Genomic DNA, 18,944 nt, shown 5'->3' on the forward strand with positions numbered 1-18,944 from the left:
CTGCTTAATATTTTATTTAACGAGAATCAAACTTTTCCCAGGAAATCAAGCCTAGTTGTGTAAATCCTAAGTTAGTATTAAAATAATAAGTATCTATAGCTTTGTTAAATTAAAAACAAACAGATAAAAGTATTATGACTAACCCCTTAGAAGTAGCCAAATATTTCATCATGCGGGCTTATGAAGATGGTAGAGAAGCTCAAATAACTAATATGAAAATACAAAAACTTCTCTACTATAGCCAATGCTTATATTTAGCTCTTAATGATGAACCTTTATTCGCTGATGAAATACAAGCTTGGCGATATGGTCCTGTTTGTCCTCCTGCTTATAAATTTTACAGTAAATTTGAAGCCGAACAATTACCAATCCCAAACCAGGAAAGTATTACTAATATTCCCTCAGAAGTTAAGGAAGTTTTAGAGGAAACTTGGCAATACTTCGGTGAATATCATGCTTACTATTTAAGTAATTTAACCCACTTAGAATTTCCTTGGAAAAAAGCCAGAAAAGGTTTACCTAGTTATGCAAATTCAACCGAACCTATATTATTAGAAGATATGCGTTTATTAGGAGAAGAAAAACTTTTAGAAATTGAGAAAGAACATCCTCACTATGCTTCTATTATTTCTCATATTTTAAAAGCAGCAATAGAGTCTAAAGAAGAACCAAAATATATTCAGCAAGCAGAAGTGAATGACTGGCTCAACTCCCTTCTTAATTGAGAAGTCTACTAACTTTGAACGGAGTTTCACAAAGTTAGTCAAAACCTATAAATCTCAATCTCAAAAACAGGAATTTATTCAGATTATTCGTGAGTATCTTGATGAACTAATTATTAACCCTTATCCTCCTCAAGCCAGGGTTGAACCTTTACCAAGTGGTCTGAAATTACCTGATGAATGGCAATTTTATAAATTAGTTGTAACCATTGCCAAAGGTGCATCAGGACAAATTAGATTAATGTATTTAGTTGAGGAGAAGAAAAGAGTGATTAAGCCTTTATGGATTTATAATCATCAACAATTTGAAAAACGACCTCCTGATCGAGATATTAAAGATGTTATTCAAGAAATTTTTGAGGAATAATCTATTGACAGAGAAACTACTAAAAATGAAATAGTTGCTTGACTATTTTTGCTAGAAGTATTGTTTATGAAACCATTAATATTAGATATTTTTTCCGGTGCAGGCGGTTTTAGTCTTGGTTTTAAATGGGCAGGTTGTCAAATTATTGGTGCTATAGAAATAGATAAATGGGCATCAGAAACTTTTGCTTATAATCATCCAGATGCAGTTGTCATCAATCAAGATATTGCAACTATTACTAATAAGGATATAGCAGCAATTTGGGGTAATAATAAACCACAAATTGTGATAGGAAGTCCCCCTTGTCAAGGAGATTCTATTTGTAATAAAAATTCTGGAGATCCTAAAGATCCTAGAAATAATCTTTTTAGAGAATTAATCAGAGTAGCTATAGTTTGTGAGCCAGAAATATTAATTATGGAAAATGTGCCTAACCTGATGAAATTTAGGACTCATTCTCAAGTCAAAGTTATTGACATTATTGAAGAGGAGTTTAAAAAGATTGGGTATCACGTCTATATAAATATATTAGAAGCTACGGCATACGGAGTACCTCAAATCAGAAAACGTTTATTTATTGTTGCTTCAAAACGGGAACTAGAAAATCCTTTTCCCTTGCCAACTCATGGAATATTAACCAATCAGCAAATGTCTTTATTTGGAGAAAATTTAAAGTTCTGTCCGACATTATGGGATGCTATTTCTGACTTACCTCCATTGGAAGCTGGCGAAGGAAAAGAAGAGTCAAATTATTCCAAGCAACCGTCGAATGAATATCAAAAATTGTTGAGAAATGGAAATAATATTCTGTTTAATCATAAAGCAATGAATCACACTCCAAGAATGGTAAAAAGATTTGCCACAATGACTTGGGGAAGTTCTGGAAAAGATGTACCAAAACATTTACAACCACGACAAAGAAACTCTACAAAAATATCTCAAAAAATCTACGACCAAAATAATAGAAGACTCCATCCAGATAAACAATGCTATACAATTCCGGCGTCATTTTATGCTAATTTTGTTCATCCTTATCAACACAGAAATTTCACAGCTAGAGAAGGTGCAAGAATACAATCATTTCCAGATAGTTTTAAATTCATGGGTAAACCAACAGTTGTTAGTCATAAGCTACTATCTAGAGAAGGTCGTTTAGCAGAAAAACATTTATGTCAATACAATCAAATTGGAAACGCCGTTCCTCCTTTATTAGCTAAAGCTATTGCTGATAATATATTAAAACAGTTGTAAAATAGAGCTAGATAAAATGTATGTTCATGGCAAAAATTTAGAGCAGAAAGAAAATCATAAAACTAAATATAGAGACGAAGATTCTCGGAGATATTTGAGAGAAATAAGAGAAAAATATAATGAGTGGAAATTGGCTAATGAAGGGCTAATTGGTCCATTGATTGAAAAAACAGACCAAGATAGTGAATTATTGATAAAGCGAGTAGAATTTTTGAATCAATATAAAGATTTTCTAGAACAACAACACTATGCTGAAAAATTTGATTCTCGTTCAAATCTCCATTCATCTGTGTTAGAATAATTTATGTATTATCTCTTCAAAGATTTGGTTAGAGAATTTTCATCACAAGCTTTAATTGGTAAGTCTCGTACTTTCAAAGATATATTTTTTCGGTCTGAAAATTATCAGGATATGCTCAGTCATCCTCATGCTTTAATTGAACTAAAAGATAATGATTTTGCCATAGGAGTGAGAATTCACGCCCAAATGAATTGTCAAGGTTCCCAAGAATTAGAAAGTCATATTTGGGATTTACCTGCTGTAGTTATAGAATGCAAAACTTATTTGGATAAAACTATGCTTCAAGATGCAGCAACAGCAGCAGAACAACTTAAGTATAGAAACCCTAATGCCATTTATATTTTAGTGGCAGAATGGCTAAAATTAACAGATGCCGTAAATTTACGAAAATTCAAAATAGACCAAATATATGTATTAAGAAAACAAAAGAATACGGATAGAGAATTTCGATTTCAAGAAGGTTATGTGAAAAATCCTATATATGCAAATGTAGTAGAGCATTTATTTGTTTATGTTAGAGATTATTTAACATCTGATTGGGAGGGCGGTATTAATTTTGGCTTGAAACGGGGTTATTTAATTTAGCTAGCTAATCATTTTTATAGCGCTACGCGCTAGGGAATAGGGAATAGTAAATTGTTAAAGGGTTGAGAAATTTCTTAACCTTAATGCGTAGCGCTATATTGAAATTATTTTAACTGTGCCAGTTTAGAAAAATCACTACAACTGTCTACCCTCTTATATGACAACTGAATAACTGTCACCTACATACTAAGTTCTACCTTAATAGTTAGCTTAGGATTGGTATTAAGAAAAGCAAGAACACAAGAGTGACACCTTCTCATCTGGTCAGTTTCTATTAATAAGCTGTCAGAGATAAGGTATAGCAGAAGAAAGAAGGAAGAAAAAAAATATTGCGTTGTCTGAATTTTAAGCTTTTAATCTGTCCTAACCTTTCCTTCCATTGCTATAAGACTTTCTCGAATCTGCCTAAATCATTAAACCAAAAATAACTTAACTGAAAAACTATGAACTTAGTAACAACAATTAATTCCTCTAATCAGACCCAATTTGACCTAGCTGGTTATTGTCATTCCACTCCTAACTATCTACAAACCAGAGCCAGAATTAATTATTTACTCGAACGCTATCTTTCTCAAGACATTCTTACAGAAAGACTATTAGACTTACCCCAACAATTTGAAAATCCTCAACAAAGACCTTGGCAAAAAATTAATTGGCAAGCTATAAATCATAGTCAAATTATTGGTATCGAACCAAAATTATTTTTACAAGTAATTGCCTCCGCCGTAGAAATAGAAGCACCCATTCGTTCTTATTCCCAAGAAAGTTGGGGTTATTTACAAACAGCTCATCCTCAACTAGCTAGATTTATGGGAGGTGTAACTGATAAAAATGGGAAAATAATTGAAGTTGGTATTTGGGAAAAAGAAGAACGGCAACACGCCCCTGCTTTTAGCAAGATTTATCAACAACTTACAGGTAAAAAATTACAGCAAAAACCTAATACCGTTCATGGTTATCAACCTACTGGAAATGTACGGGCAGAAATCTATAATCATGGAGTAAGTAGAATAAGTTCTGAATGGAGTGCCGTATCTATTTATATATGGTTAATGTCTCATTCTACAGGGGCATTACAAATGGCGATCGCTCAACCTTTACAAGATGAAGTTAATCATTTGGCTAAGTTTTGGGGAATCACTAGATGGGGTTTTGGCGATTCGGTTTTGAGGCGAGTTATTGGCAGTATTTATCGCCTAATTAGACTCTTAAATCATCATCAAAAAGAGCGAACTTCTGGTCAAGATATTATCAATTTTTCTCATCTCAAATATGGTATTGAGATTGGGTATAGTTTGATGAAAGTAATGACACAAATGTGTCGTTGGAATTATCATTTAAAAGCTGATGCTTTGAGTCAAGTTTTTGGTAATTATCTCAGTCATGCTTCCGAAACTAAAAAATAAAATGAGGCGTTGCTGAATTAGAGTATGATATTCATTTTAATTACTTAGTAAGGATTCAGGAGAAAGAAAAGTCAATTAAGTAAAGATAACATCTAATTTTTCCATCTTTGAATGACTGTTAATTTACCAAAATTACTTATTTCATACCTCAAATCACTAATGCCTAAAATGAGTTATACAGCAGATTCCATTTCGGTGATACCAATTCACTTTAAGGATGTCACAAATAGTTTCGCTACTTTAAATGTAAAATAATTGCCTGAAACTATTGTATTGTCAAAGTTTTTAGCCTATAAAATCTGACTTCTGACTTCCGTGAAACAGTATGAGGTACACCTATAGAACCCATTTGAGATCTATGCAAGCGGTATGTGCTTTTGGCATAGATAGAAGTCAGTCCTCAAAACTTAGTTCTGGTGAAGTCAGAAAATTCAGGAACGAGAATAGGGGAAAAAGCGGATGCGACCCCGCGCCGCCCTTAGGCGCAAGCGGTCGGAACCCGGCGTTCCCGTTCCGGGACCGTAGGGAAAGGTGTCCTCGCCATGGGAGCGCCGACCAAGAGAAGGGAACGCGCACCAAGCAGGTAGAAAAATGCTCCCATCTCCCCCACTTCCCATCTCCTCTATTCCCCATCTCCCCTACTCCTTCACTAAACGTCGATGTTCTTGACTCAGTAACAACACACCCAGAGTGACAATAACTACACCAAGCAGTTGTAAACTATTGAGATTTTCTTGAATTGCCAACCATGCTAAAATAGCAGTTAAACAAGGATTAGTCGCACCTATTGTTGCAGCATAAGTAGCACCAATCAGACTAATGCCGTAATTAAACATTAAATGGCCAGCCAAGGTGACAATTGCTGATAAAAATCCGCCAATCCAGAGATACATCCAATTAAGACCGCTACTTCCCTGCCAAATTAATAAGCTACAAGCAGATAGTCCCAGAGCAGTGGCAAAACTAATCCAAGTAAAAGGTACTGGATGCAGAGTTTCAAAACTTTTTTGTGCATTTACTGTATAAAGTGCATAGGAAAGTCCAGAACCAATACCGAAAATTACTCCGACCGCATTATAACTATCGGATGTAGTCTGACTGTAGGGAATAGTCAAAAAAGTTCCTACTAATACCACTATCATCACCATCCACCGAAAGCTAGTAGGGGGAATACCTAACAATAGCCAAGAAAATAGCGAAGTGAAGATTGGGTAAGTAAAAAATAGAGTTAATGCCACCCCAGTTTCAATTAATCCAATAGACATATAAAGCAGTGCTAAGTAAAGAAACATTAGCATCCCGCCACCTAGCGATCGCCACAAAAGGGGACGAGATTCAGTATTTCCTAATTCTCTAATATTTTGCCAAGTGTGCGGGTAGAGTTTTGTGGCGAAGGATGCCATCAACGAAACTACCAATACCATTCGCATAAACATTAGCAAAAATGAATTTTGTAGGGTGGGAGTGACAAACCCTCCTGTTTGAAAAATGCCCAAAATTGTCTGTTCGTTGAATAAAACTCTGACAATGACATTTTGAAAACAGAAACATAATGATCCAACTAGAACAATGAAAAAACCAAGCATATAATTTATAGCAAAGGACTGTTTTAAGACCTTGACTATTGTGGCATTAATTATATGATGTCTGGTGAATAACTTTTAAATAGATTAAGAGTTAGCCTTCTTTGGAGGAACTACGTTAACAGTTATAGCTATCAAAGGAAAGGGTGCAGAAATATCAAAAGCTTAAAACTCAGATAACGCAAAACTTTTCCTTCTTTCTTCTTCCTTCTGCTATATCAAGTGTATGATAGATGATAGCGAATGTTTACTCCGCGTCTACAGACCCGCCATGAATAAGCACTACACGCTTTTCAAAATATTGTTAATTGTTGAAAACCATAATCAGTATACTAGCAATTACCGGATTTGGTATAACTAGAAAATAAGAAAGTAGTTGATACAGCAGAAGTCAGGATGCTGGAAAACTTATATATCTGGTGCTGTGGATATGAAAGTACACAAAGGTTTACCTATTGCGACCAATACACTATGCTTCGCCACGTCCACTACCTCGTTCATCACAGTACACTCTAACTTGAGCAAAAGATTTTTGGGTATTTGAGGTTGAGTAATTTAGTTGCCAGCTACAGATATTACGGGATAAGATAGTCGAAATTACGATGGAAATATCAATAAATAGGTAGAGACTCATAGGAGTTATCTATTGTTCATACAAGGAGTTTCTACTACTAAATACGGAATTTATATAGTCTTTTCAGGATATAATTCAGTTTCTTTACCTATTCCAGGAAAATTGCGGCCAGATGGTCAATTATTTAGGTGATGAGGGATGAGCGATCGCTGAGTCTACTTGCTTCAACAAGATTTCTAAGGTTGAGGAGTTATCCAAAACTACATCTGCTTGTTGACACTTATTTTCTAGAGGCATTTGATGATTAATTCGAGTGTAAGTTTGTTCTTGACTTAACCCATCCCGTTTCATCAATCTTTCTATTTGTTGTTGAGGTGAAGTGTATGTAACCCAAATTTCTGTTACTAAATCAGTCATTTTGGCCTCAAACAGCAACGGTATTACTAATACTGCTGTGGGGTATTGATCGGAGGTCTGATACCCAGGTTCATTATTTTTTTTGACAAACTGCTGAATATTCTGCTCGAAGCAATCGCGTACATAAGGATGAATTTGTTTCTCTAACCAAAGTAACTCCTCTTGATTATTAAAAACAATCTCTCCTAATTTTTGCCTATTAAGATTACCATTAGGTAACAATATATCAGTGCCATAGTTTTCTATTATACTATCTAAAATCAATGAACCTGGTTGTACGGCTTTGCGAGCATAAATATCTGCGTCCCAAATTGGGAGATGGTAAGTTTTGTTCAGATAATTTGATACAGTCGTCTTTCCTGTACCAATACCCCCAGTTAAACCAATGAGACGCATCATCAAAAAGTCAAAAGTCAAAAATAAATAGCCAAAAGTTAATTATTTTGAGGCAGAGCCTAACTTTCAGTAGTTTAGCTTAATTTATACCATTTATTATCGTCGCTAGTTCCTTTGCTGGTAGTTGTAGGTGTAGAAAACAGGCGCGAGCAACCCTGACTTTTATCTTTCTGAAAAGTTACAAGCAAGTTATGAAAATTTTAGATTACAGTAGAAATGGAAATAGCTCAAACAGAAATTTTCTCTATAATATTTATTTTATTTTATGTTATTACAATAGCCAGAGTGGTTAGGACTTATGCTGATGATGAATCTTAGACTAAGCAATGTTTTTCCCACTGTTCCCTCTCTTGGTCGATTGGATATGGCGAAGTCTCCTCGCCATCCCACCCTACGGGAAGCTCCGAAGATCGACCGCTGGCCTCTGTCGCCGACGCGGGGTCGTACCGCTGTTCCCTATTTCCTGCTATAGATGTAGCTCATTAATTAAAGGACAAAAAATATTGACGAAAGAGTAGTTATATGATAAGCGATAAAAAATCACAAACCAATGAACTATGCACCCATCTATAAAATTTACCAGATTCTCATAGTTGTTCCCCTAACTGGACTTTGGGTATTGGATACTGCTGCCCTCCTACCATTCCATGACAACGAAAATAATGGTAGATTAGGAATGATTTCATGGAAAATTTTTTCCGCTAAAATCGCATCAGCTCAAACATCTACTCCATCAATAGTTACCGAAGCAAATTCAACTAATACAGTAGTAACTCCGGTAACACCATCCCCAGATTCTTCCACAACTCGCTTTGATATTACAGGTGGGAAGCAATCACAAGATAATACTAATCTTTTCCATAGCTTTGAGAGATTTAATTTGGGAGAAAACCAAATTGTTAATTTTATATCTAACCCAAATATCAAAAATATTCTAACTCGTGTAACTGGTGGAGATGCTTCTGTAATTAATGGTCTAATTCAGGTAACAGGGGGCAATTCTAACTTACTGATGATGAATTCTGCGGGTATAATTTTTGGTGCAAATGCTAGATTGGATGTCCCTGCATCTTTTGTCGTAACTACTGGTTCAGGTATTGGTTTTGACTCTGGTTGGTTCAATAGCATAGGTGAAAATAATTACGATATTTTAACAGGAAATCCCAGTGCTTTTTCTTTCCCAATGACGAATCCTGGAGTAATTTTAAATGAAGGTGAGCTAACTGTTGAAGCAGGAGAAAGTGTCACTTTATTGGGAGGCACAATTATTAATACAGGTAAAATTTCTGCCCCAGGTGGTGAAATTACGATCTCCACAGTTCTTGGAGAAAATTTAGTCCGTATTAGTCAAGAAGGACGTTTATTAAATTTAGAAATAGCGACAGAGGATAGAGAAAGTTCTAATGATTTACCAGAAGAATTACACAGTTTAAATCCCTTATCTATACCAGAACTTTTAACAGGTAATAGTGAAGTGATGGAAATGGCTACCGGAGTTAGAGTTAATGATAACAATGAAGTAGTTTTGACAGGTTCTAATCAAGTAATTCCTACAGATTTAGGTACAACGATTGTATCTGGTTCTCTTGATATTTCTTTGGCAGAAAATTCGGAATTGGCAAATACAAGTAGAATCAATATTTTTGGAGAAAAAGTAGGATTATTTAATGCCAAACTGAATGCTTCTGGTATTTATGGTAGTGGCAATATTAGAATTGGTGGAGATTCTCAAGGTTTAGGAACAGTTCCTCGTGCTACTCGTACTTATGTAGATGAAAATACAGAAATATTTGCTACCTCTTTTAGGGATGAGGGTGGAAATATAGTTATTTGGAGTGATGAAGAAACTAGCTTTTTTGGCAAAATAGAAGCTATTGGTCGGATTGAAGAACAGTCTATATCGCCAGAACAAAACTCCAGTAAAAATCTAGTAGAGGTTTCTAGTCAAGGAAATTTAATTTTTGATGGTACTGTTAATTTAGGTTCTCCAGATGTGTTGGGCAGTTTATCATTTAAGGCTGAAAATATTAATATTGTAGATGCAAATATTGAGGCAGCAGATAATCCTTTAAAAGGGGAAACGGCAGCAGGATCTCAGATATCAAAATCATCAATAGAAAGCATATCAGATAGTACAAATATTACTTTTCAAGCGTCTGATAATATTACTGTCAACAATTTATCTGAAACTCAATTAAGTTTTGCTCAGACAAAAGGTGAAATCTCATTTGTCGCAGATAGTGACGAAAATGGTTTAGGGTCTTTGACAATACATTCAGAAAATACTATCAATACTCAAGGAGCAGCAGTTAATATTTCTGGCACGACGATAAATACTGGAAATATTAATACAGAAGGAGGAGAACTTAATATTACCAGTAGTCAAGGTTTTGTGATGACTAATAACTTATCTACTGCCAATTCAAATATGACAGTAGAAAGCAATGGTGGAGAGATTAATATTACGGCACAGGGAAATATTACGACTGGAGAAATTGATGCGAGTGGAGACTCTAGGGGTGGAAATATCACTATGAATGCTGCTACTGATATTGATACAGAAAGCATTCATGCTGAAGGTACGCAAAGTGGTGGAAATATTGATCTTAGAGCTGGAAATACTCTCAACTTGCGAGGAATATCAACATCAAGCGGTAGTCGAGAAACTGGCAACATTACTATTACTGGAGATGAAATCAACCTTTTAGGTGGAGAAAACAGTGTCAGTAGCAATGGGAAACTCATCTTACAACCAGCATCAGAAAATCAAAATATTACTCTGGGAGGATTTGAAAATATAGAAGGGACAGACGGCAATTTGCCCCTACACCTGACAACAGGAGATTTAGCAACTTTGGCAAATGGTTTTGAGTCTGTTACTATCGGAAAATCGGAAAACTCTGGCAATATTACTATTGCTTCTACAGAAAACAGCAATACAACTCCATTTGTATTCAATGATCCCACAACTATTCAAGCAGAAAAAATTACAGGTACAGGTACAATAACTGGGGTAGATAATGCTCAAATTACTATAAATGCTAGTAGTGACATTTCCACTGGCAATATTTCCACATCCACAGGTATTACTATTACCAGCATTCAAGGCAATGTTAAGACTGGAGATGTGACGGCAAATACATCAGATAACAGTATTGGTAATATTGATATTACCAGTAGTGGTTCTATCGAAACAGGAAAATTAACCACCACAGGAACAACAGCAGGAGGAAATATCAATCTACAAGCAGGCGATCGCATAACTATAGGTAGAATAAATTCTAGCGCTACACTAGGAAATGCAGGAGAAGTTCAACTGAATGCGGAAAACGGTATTGAGGTCATATCTATACAAGCAGAAGGGGGAAATAGTGGAGGCAATGTCGAAATTACTACAGGTGATACTCTCAGGATAACAGGTACTTTTTTAGACAAAAATCAGAATATTGCTAGTATTTCTACCGCAGGAGAGATAGTGGGGGGAAATATTGCTATTAGCACCGGAAATACACCTTTTATCGTCGGAGATGCTACAATTAATGGTTCTGTAGGAGCAATAACAGATGGAAAATTAACAATTTCACCCGATCGCTCTCTAACTAGTAGTTTTGAACTCAAAGAAGTAGAAAACTCTCAACCACAAAATTTTGACTCTAGTGAAACCACAACGGAATCAGAAAGTCAAGAAAATCAACCTCACTCAGAAGAATCAACTCCTCAAAATGTCACTCAACCAGAATCAACAGAATCTAGTAATTATGAGGGAAATCAAACTACGATCGTTACCGAAACTCAAGCAGAATTAGTTGAAAAGCCAAAAAATATAGAGGAGTCGCAAACTCAAATTCCCTCTGAAGTAGATAACGAGGAACCCTCAAACACAGCTCAAGATATACAGATAGTATCTCAAAACCCCGAATCAAACTCACCAATTTTAGATAATTCTGAACCTACGGCGGCCCCTACAGAAAATATTGCATCCTCAATGAGTAGTTCAGAAGAACAAATTATCCCATTAGTTGTGGAAAATCAAAATCAAAATCAAACTACATTAGAATTTGACCAACCGAATAACTCTCAACTTGTTGTCGAAAATGTGGAGACAAATATTCTTGTAGAAGATACTAATTCCAGTTCAATTACATCAGTTTTAGAGCAAACTGTTGCTATAGAAAATCCCGTCCAAGGTAAGTCCTCTCAGAAACCAACTCCAACTATAGTCGTAGAAGAAAGTATAACAACCACTGCTTCCGAAATTTCTCGCAACGATAATTACAATCAAATTAGTTTAACTGATACCCTATCGCAAATAGAGTTAAACAGAGGCAGAGAATTCGCTGGTTATTTAGGAAAAAATATTACTAAAAAAACTGTCACAGCAGCAAATATCCGAAATACTCTCAGTAGCGTTGAAAAAATTGGTATTAGACCAGCAATTGTATATGTATCTGCACAACCCAATAATTTAGAACTGCAATTGTTTTTGCCAAACGGTAGACCTATTGTTAGAAGTAGTGGGCAAACAAGAGATGAAGTAATTGAAGTTGCCAAAAAATTCACAAATCAGATTAGGACTCCCAGTCAATTAAATTCTCATAATTATTTACCAAATGCCCAAAAATTACATCAATGGTTAATTGCACCAATTGCTGAAGAATTGGCAAATCATAATATTAATACGATCATTTTTTCGATGGATAGCGGTTTGCGAACTATTCCCATCGCCGCTCTACACGATGGTCAACAATTCCTGGTCGAAAAATATAGTTTGGGATTAATTCCTAGTTTTACTTTAACTGATACAACGTATGTTGGATTAAATGGTTCTCAAGTTTTAGCAATGGGAGCATCTGAATTTCCTGGTAATACCGAGCAAACTCCTCTGCCAGCAGTACCTGTAGAACTTAAAAGCATCGTGAATAATCTTTGGCCTGGTAAATCTTTTTTGAATCAAGGATTTACTCTCGAAAATTTAAAGCAGCAAAGTAGCAAAGAAAAATTCAAAATTATTCATTTAGCTACTCATGGAGAATTTCATCCAGGGGGTGCTGACAATTCTTATATTCAATTCTGGGATACTAAGTTACGCTTAAATGAATTACGCCAGTTACGTTTGTATAATGCACAGGTAGAGTTATTAGTTTTGAGTGCTTGTACTACTGCAGTCGGAGATGAAGAGGCTGAGTTAGGTTTTGCTGGGTTAGCAGTGCAAGCGGGAGTCAAGTCTGCTTTGGCAAGTCTTTGGTACGTTAGTGATACTGGTACATTAGCTTTAATGACTGAGTTTTATCAGAGTTTATCTAACAGACCAATTAAAGCAGCAGCATTACGACAGGCCCAGTTAGCAATGTTACGGGGAGAGTTGCATTTACAAGATGGTCATATACTCCGAAATGGTAATAAACATCTACCTCTACCACGGGAGTTAGCTAGAGGAGGTAGAAGGGATTTATCTCATCCTTATTATTGGGCAGCATTTACGATGATTGGTTCGCCATGGTAAAAGAAGGAAGAGGGAAGAAGAAAGAAGGAAAAAGGCGTTGCTTAAATGTAATGATAATTAGGGTTTGCTGAAAAAGTCTTATGGGTGAGGGTAGGAGACAGGAGACAGGAGACAGGAGACAGGAGACAGGAGACAGGAGACAGGAGACAGGAGACAGGAGACAGGAGACAGGAGACAGGAGACAGGAGGAACGGGGAATTTAGAGTAGGTAGGAGTAAGAATTGTCAGAATGATTTCTCTGCCCAACTTTTGCCTAAAATACTAACTTTTTGAGCATGAAGAGCTGAAAACCAGGCACTTTTTTCGATCTCAAAAAGGCACTTGTCTTTATATATCAATGCTTTTAGATTTAATCAGCAAGCCCTAATTAGACATCTACTCCAACCATAGGGAGTAGGGAGTAGGGAGCTTTGCTGTAGGGAACCCACCCCTAACCCCTCCCTAGAGGGGAAAGAATTGATAATTTCTTTGGGATATAGATATTGATTTTTGATTCTTGGAGATGTCTATGAGCTGAAGGTAAAATTGAAAAACTGATGTTTTGCGCCCAAAGTTAATCTCAAAATCATTACCACTCAGCAACGCCAGGAAAAATAGGGAAACAATTTAAGGAACAAGGAAAGAAGGAAAATAGGGAAACAATTTATCGATCCAACAGTTTCATAAGAAAAAATAGAAAGTTCAACTTTGCTCTGTTGCGATCGCTATTCAATACCGTTCTACATACCATCCAGGAATACCATAATTCCACCCTCTCATAGTTTCAAAAGGGTCTGCTCTTGTTAGTCTCCGATCGTCAGGCACAGCTACCAGAGGTGTTAAGTTATTGTTAATTTGTTGTTTTTCAGTTACGTTATTCAAAGTATTTCGTGGGAGATTTTTTTCTTTCTCAATCATTTTTTTTGATTCAAATTGTTTGCTAATTTAACATTAACCTACTTATTAAATTAATCAATCCCTCCGGTCATTAATCTCAATATTTCATTAAATAAATTTAAACTTTGTAATGTTGAGAATATTGACGCAACAAAACTAATTATAGCGATAATATCCTAAAAATAACCAAACTGCCCACTATATACAATGTTGATCGAGGTACAACGAAGGCAGGTGCGTTAGAAGCAGAAAGGCTTTATCAGTGATGTTAGGGAATCTCGCGTTGTCGCGTCAGCGCAACGTCGGGTAAATGTTTTTAAAGTTAATCAGCAAAGCTGAATTAAAAAATTAAAATCTCAACGATTATTTCACCCTAGAAATAATATTATGTGCCCCCTCCGAGGGAGCTACACTATCGAATAATTTAGTTATAATAAAATTTGTGTTTGTTTGTAGTTTAACTTTAGCCCTAATACAAGTATTGTAAGAGCTAAAGCCCCACTACGAAGCCCTATTATAATTGTTCTACTGGACATGATATAATTGTGCGATGACGATGAGTATTACAAATTATTTTGGGAGTCATAAAACCAGCATCTATCAATTCTTTTTCAATATCTAAAGTGAAATATTCATCCAGATAAGGTTCCGTACTCTTCAACAAAGTAAAAACATAAGGTTTCATCGTGGCATAAACTTCTGATTTAGGGTTCATATCCATAATTGCAATATTGCCATTTTGACGTAATAACCGCCTTGCCTCGCGAAATATTTTTCTAGTAGCAGTTTGTGGTAGTTCGTGACAGACTAAAGAGATAGAAATTAAATCAAAAGAATCATCAGGTAAACCAGTTGCTTCAGCAGCAGCATGAACCCAATTAATATCTAAATTTTGCTGTTGAGAACGATACAAACCAACTGCTAAAAAATAAGGGGATAAATCTACTCCTGTAAACTTAGCTTGAGGGAAAACTTTTTGTAGTGAAAAAGTATTTAAACCAGCACCACATCCCAAATCTAAAATATCATTTGGTGTAGAAATTTCTGCTTTTAGAATATCAAGAAAACTTTTACGAAGTCTGGCATCTCCACCAATACCTTCTTCCGGCCAAATATTCGCATGAACTGCTAAAGCTGCTACTTCTTCTTCCATAGCTGCTTCCCAACTCATATTACCTTTTTCATAAGCATGAAATGAAGTAAGGTAATATTCTGGATAGCTCAAATTAGGATTATTTACTATTTCCCATTCTCTATCCCAATTGCGTTCGGAGAGTTCTTTTGCTTGTTTGCGCCAAGGAACACCAATTTTTTCTGCACGTTTAATAATCATCTTTCGTGCTTGAGTTTTAGCAAAATTAGCGAGTGGTTTAATTGAGAGAATTCCATTGACTAATTTTGTAGCTAAATTAGGCTGAGATTTGACAGAAGCAGTCATTATTTTTCCTCTAAAAAAATGTGTTTAAATTAGTTGTATTGATTCTGCAATAACTATTAACGATTAACTATTAACTGATAAGCAGGTACGCAAAATTAATTACCGAAAAAAAATTCAGGTATAAAGCCTCTCCATTCATGGACAAAAAAGAAAAAAAATCCTTTTAGTCAATCCTATTCTTTATAATAATTAATAATTATTAATTATTAATTGTTGAAACATATCTAACATCATACATAATAGTATACTCTGGTATCAAAACAACAAAAATGGTAATTTTTTATGAGGTTGATCGGCGAATTAAACAACGAAACTAGAAAATTGTTGGAAAGAATGAAACCCTAAAAAAACTACATTAATATAGACAATACTAAACCAACTTAGCATCATCTACTTTTGATGAAATATCTCCAAAAACAACAATTTATCTATAGAAATAAGCTTGTCTCAGTCGCCGGACAATTTCTCCATGAACCTCACTGCGGATGCGGTTACCACGCTGACATTGTTCCAACTTAACATTATCAACAAAAAACTTCACAGCCATATTAGTATTAGTAAGACCAACATCAACTCCCGACATATCTTGCATCCAAATTCTTGGAGACTGCCAGGAAGCATAAGTTTGAAATCTTTCTTCTATCCATTTCCATAATTCTTCGGTATAATCATCCAATTTTGTTTCTGACAAACTTCGATTAGCATTAACAATTTGCTGTAATAGTTTGTTCATTTTCTTTGTTAAAAAATCTATTTTTCTTTCCCACTCATTTTCCAAAACTTCATTATCTATATCAATCAAATCTGGGTCATCTTGCCAGTTTCGATACCAACTTCTCAGCAAATTAATTAAAGTATCTTCATCCATATTCTGTGATGCTTGCAAATATAATGACTTTTGTCCTTTTTGTTTTTCTGATACTGTTTCTAACCCTACCATTCTCACTATATCTAAATAATAACCTTGAATTTCTCTAACTTCTCCCGAATCCAATCCCTGGATTTCCATAAACTTAATTTTACTAACTAACTCTGTAATTGCTTGCTTAATTTCTTCTAGCTTAACTTTAACTTTTTCCTCTGCTATAAGACGTTGACGACCAGCTTCTTTTTTAGATAAGAGATTATCCTCATCTTCTAATAATTGATCTGTCACCCTGTAAAAATTTTCTATAGCTACCAACTTTTTCTTGATATCTCCTAATGTATCTGGATGACTCAAAATTACTTCTTCAATAATTTTGATAGCTTGATTGGGGTCACTATCTGCTCTAATTGGTACAATAATTGTATAATAATAGCTAGAATTAGGGCGACTGAAATTAATTAATTTTTGACTTTGTAAAGCAGCGTTAGGCACTAACAAATCACAATGACTTTCAATTAAATATAAAGTTGTTAGCCTAATACCAATAGATTTAATTACAGCGACTGAGCCATCTTCTAAAGCCACAACATCACCAAATTTAAATGGTGTATCTACTAATAATACCAAACCACTAAAAAAGTTAGATAAAATATCTTTCAGGGCAAAACCGAGTACAAATGTAATACCACCAAATGCCACCCATAGCCCACTTAAATCTATTCCTAATGTTTGGAGGAATAAAAAACCTCCTATCAAGTAGACTAAAATTGGCAGAGTATTTTTAATTAAGGGAATTAAAACATCATCCCAGTCTGCTTCTGTTTTTTCTGCATATTTGCTGAGAGAATAAGCAATTACCTGGGTAAATAACTGATTGATTAAATAAGTAGTTACAACAACAATTCCTGCTGTTAATAATCTGTGAATGAAAGGTAAATTTTCTAACAAGTTTAAACTGTAAGTTAATACTTTAAAAACAATTAGTACAAAAAGTATGAGTAGAGGAGTTTGCAAAATGTTGATAGTTAAAATACCTATTTCATTGCTTGAACGGCGAAAGAAAGACTTTAGAACCGAGAATACTAACAGATATAAAAAGAATCCTAAAACTATTGCAATCCCTAAAATTCCTCCCTGTTCGAGCCAAGGGAGTGAGTATATAGCTGAAGAGTTTGATGTTTGTAAAAGTGTCAACATAGTCTAAATTAATTCCTCTTCTTTTTTGAAGTTTCAACTTTACCGAATAATTAGGGCTTGCTGATTAAATCTAAAAGCATTGACAGATAAAGATAAGTGCCTTTTTAGGTCTGGAAAAAGTACAAGCTTTTAGGTCGAAAAGGTTCAAAAAGTTAGCATAAAAGGCTGACTAGGAAAGAAAAATTAAGGGAGAATTTTTCCGACGACCTCCTCTAAATTCCCATTTATCCTGTACAGGCAATTCGCGTTTGCGCAGCATTCCCCAGGAAATCGCCCCTACGACTCCTGACTCCTACCCCTACTCAAAGACTTTTTCAGCAAACCCTAATTATTAATTATTCAGCTTTATTAGCCGACCCTTTCTCTTGGGAAAAAAAGTTCTAGGATATTTCCTTATATTCAATTCCCTCACGGTTTTAACCAGAGGTAATTATCCATTATTAATTATCAATTATCCATTGGTAAATTAGCGTTGTAAATTTCGTGGATCTAGAGCATCTCGCAACCCATCTCCTAATAAATTAAAAGCTAATACAGTTAGAATAATTAATAATGCTGGAGGCCATACTAACCAAGGTTGTAACACTAAAATAGAAGCATTCGTGGCCAAAGATAACATATTTCCCCAGGAGGGGTCTGGTTGTTGAATACCTAAACCAATCAAACTTAAAACTGATTCTGAGATAATAAAACTAGGAATAGCTAAAGTTGCCGAAATAATTACATAAGTTGCTGTTTGGGGTAATACATGACGCACAATAATATAAAAAGAATTTGCCCCCATCGCCCTTACCGCTTGCACAAACTCTCGTTCTTTGATAGATAATACTTGTCCCCGAATGACTCTAGCTAACCCTGCCCAACTAATAAATGAAGTAATAACCACAATTAAGAGAAATCTTTGAGCACTGGTTAAACCAGGAGGTAATACAGCAGCAAGTGCCACTAATAAATAAATACCTGGGATTGTCATTAATACTTCAGCGAAACGCATCAAAATACTATCTATCCAACCACCAAAGTAACCAGAAATTCCACCAATAATCATTCCTAAGGGAAAATAGATTGTAATTCCCACTAAACCAATAAATAAACTAATCCTACCGCCAAAAAGTAAACGGCTAAATTGGTCTCGCGCTTGTTCGTCAGTACCTAATAAGTTAAATTTCCCTTCACCTGTGGTTCCGAATAAATGTCGATCCAAAGGCAAAATACCCAAGAGTTTATAGGGTGTTCCTTTGACAAATAAACCGAGAAGAGATGGTTTATTCAAGTCTACGTTTAACTCGCGGAGTCCAGTTTCTAAATCTACTGGTCCTTGAGTTGTGGGATAAACGTGGAGTCCAATAAACTCACCTGCTTGGTTGTGCCAGTAAATTTGAGTAGGTGGTAGTAGGGAACCATTGGGTTGAGATGTGTAGGGGTCGTATGGAGCAATAAAGTCAGCAGCAATTACTACC

General features: G+C 35.4%; 15 protein-coding genes. 8 read left to right on the forward strand and 7 right to left on the reverse strand.

Features of this window, described 5'->3' with window-relative positions; genetic code table 11:
* The first annotated feature begins 134 nt into the window (after nt 1-134).
* The 6 genes from F6K27_RS09590 (at nt 135) to F6K27_RS09615 (ending at nt 4,632) form a co-directional block, all read left to right on the forward strand.
* Complete coding sequence (locus F6K27_RS09590) at nt 135-725, forward strand: Panacea domain-containing protein (RefSeq protein WP_287279094.1); 591 nt, start codon at nt 135-137, stop codon at nt 723-725.
* The gene (locus tag F6K27_RS09595; RefSeq protein ID WP_287279095.1) at nt 697-1,089 is read left to right on the forward strand and encodes a hypothetical protein; all 393 of its coding nucleotides are present in this window, start codon (nt 697-699) and stop codon (nt 1,087-1,089) included. Before F6K27_RS09590 ends, F6K27_RS09595 begins: the two co-directional genes overlap by 29 nt.
* 66 nt (nt 1,090-1,155) lie before the next feature.
* Nucleotides 1,156-2,340, forward strand: coding sequence for a DNA cytosine methyltransferase (locus F6K27_RS09600; RefSeq protein ID WP_287279096.1), 1,185 nt, complete (start codon nt 1,156-1,158; stop codon nt 2,338-2,340).
* A gap of 16 nt (nt 2,341-2,356) precedes the next feature.
* On the forward strand, nt 2,357-2,641 hold the full coding sequence (locus F6K27_RS09605; protein WP_287279097.1) for a hypothetical protein: 285 nt from the start codon (nt 2,357-2,359) through the stop codon (nt 2,639-2,641).
* 3 nt (nt 2,642-2,644) lie between these two features.
* Nucleotides 2,645-3,226, forward strand: coding sequence for a Bpu10I family restriction endonuclease (locus F6K27_RS09610; RefSeq protein WP_287279098.1), 582 nt, complete (start codon nt 2,645-2,647; stop codon nt 3,224-3,226).
* A gap of 443 nt (nt 3,227-3,669) precedes the next feature.
* On the forward strand, nt 3,670-4,632 hold the full coding sequence (locus F6K27_RS09615; RefSeq protein WP_287279099.1) for a hypothetical protein: 963 nt from the start codon (nt 3,670-3,672) through the stop codon (nt 4,630-4,632).
* Nucleotides 4,633-5,270: 638 nt separating this feature from the next.
* Here the strand turns inward: F6K27_RS09615 and F6K27_RS09620 are convergent.
* The 3 genes from F6K27_RS09620 to coaE form a co-directional block, all read right to left on the reverse strand.
* Nucleotides 5,271-6,128 (reverse strand): DMT family transporter, encoded by an 858-nt coding sequence (locus tag F6K27_RS09620; protein WP_287279100.1) that lies wholly within the window; start codon nt 6,126-6,128, stop codon nt 5,271-5,273.
* Between the two features lie 556 nt (nt 6,129-6,684).
* On the reverse strand, nt 6,685-6,849 hold the full coding sequence (locus tag F6K27_RS09625; protein WP_161564553.1) for a hypothetical protein: 165 nt from the start codon (nt 6,847-6,849) through the stop codon (nt 6,685-6,687).
* A gap of 120 nt (nt 6,850-6,969) precedes the next feature.
* Nucleotides 6,970-7,602: a dephospho-CoA kinase gene (gene coaE / locus F6K27_RS09630; protein ID WP_124145265.1), complete on the reverse strand. Its 633-nt coding sequence runs from the start codon at nt 7,600-7,602 to the stop codon at nt 6,970-6,972.
* A gap of 550 nt (nt 7,603-8,152) precedes the next feature.
* Here coaE and F6K27_RS09635 point away from each other — a divergent pair.
* Together F6K27_RS09635 and F6K27_RS09640 are read left to right on the forward strand one after the other, a co-directional pair.
* The gene (locus tag F6K27_RS09635) at nt 8,153-13,105 is read left to right on the forward strand and encodes a CHAT domain-containing protein (RefSeq protein WP_287279101.1); all 4,953 of its coding nucleotides are present in this window, start codon (nt 8,153-8,155) and stop codon (nt 13,103-13,105) included.
* A gap of 80 nt (nt 13,106-13,185) precedes the next feature.
* On the forward strand, nt 13,186-13,308 hold the full coding sequence (locus F6K27_RS09640; RefSeq protein WP_287284155.1) for a hypothetical protein: 123 nt from the start codon (nt 13,186-13,188) through the stop codon (nt 13,306-13,308).
* 505 nt (nt 13,309-13,813) lie between these two features.
* Here F6K27_RS09640 and F6K27_RS09645 read toward each other — a convergent pair.
* The 4 genes from F6K27_RS09645 to F6K27_RS09660 form a co-directional block, all read right to left on the reverse strand.
* The gene (locus tag F6K27_RS09645; protein ID WP_124145263.1) at nt 13,814-14,002 is read right to left on the reverse strand and encodes a hypothetical protein; all 189 of its coding nucleotides are present in this window, start codon (nt 14,000-14,002) and stop codon (nt 13,814-13,816) included.
* Nucleotides 14,003-14,495: 493 nt separating this feature from the next.
* On the reverse strand, nt 14,496-15,419 hold the full coding sequence (locus F6K27_RS09650; RefSeq protein WP_287275545.1) for a class I SAM-dependent methyltransferase: 924 nt from the start codon (nt 15,417-15,419) through the stop codon (nt 14,496-14,498).
* 424 nt (nt 15,420-15,843) lie between these two features.
* On the reverse strand, nt 15,844-17,484 hold the full coding sequence (locus F6K27_RS09655) for a mechanosensitive ion channel family protein (RefSeq protein WP_287275543.1): 1,641 nt from the start codon (nt 17,482-17,484) through the stop codon (nt 15,844-15,846).
* Nucleotides 17,485-17,950: 466 nt separating this feature from the next.
* Nucleotides 17,951-18,944 (reverse strand): ABC transporter permease (locus tag F6K27_RS09660; RefSeq protein WP_287300860.1); only part of this gene is annotated, 994 nt, incomplete at its 5' end.

This window comes from Okeania sp. SIO2F5 (genome assembly GCF_010692685.1).
In the GTDB taxonomy this organism is placed as follows: Bacteria; Cyanobacteriota; Cyanobacteriia; order Cyanobacteriales; family Microcoleaceae; genus Okeania; species Okeania hirsuta.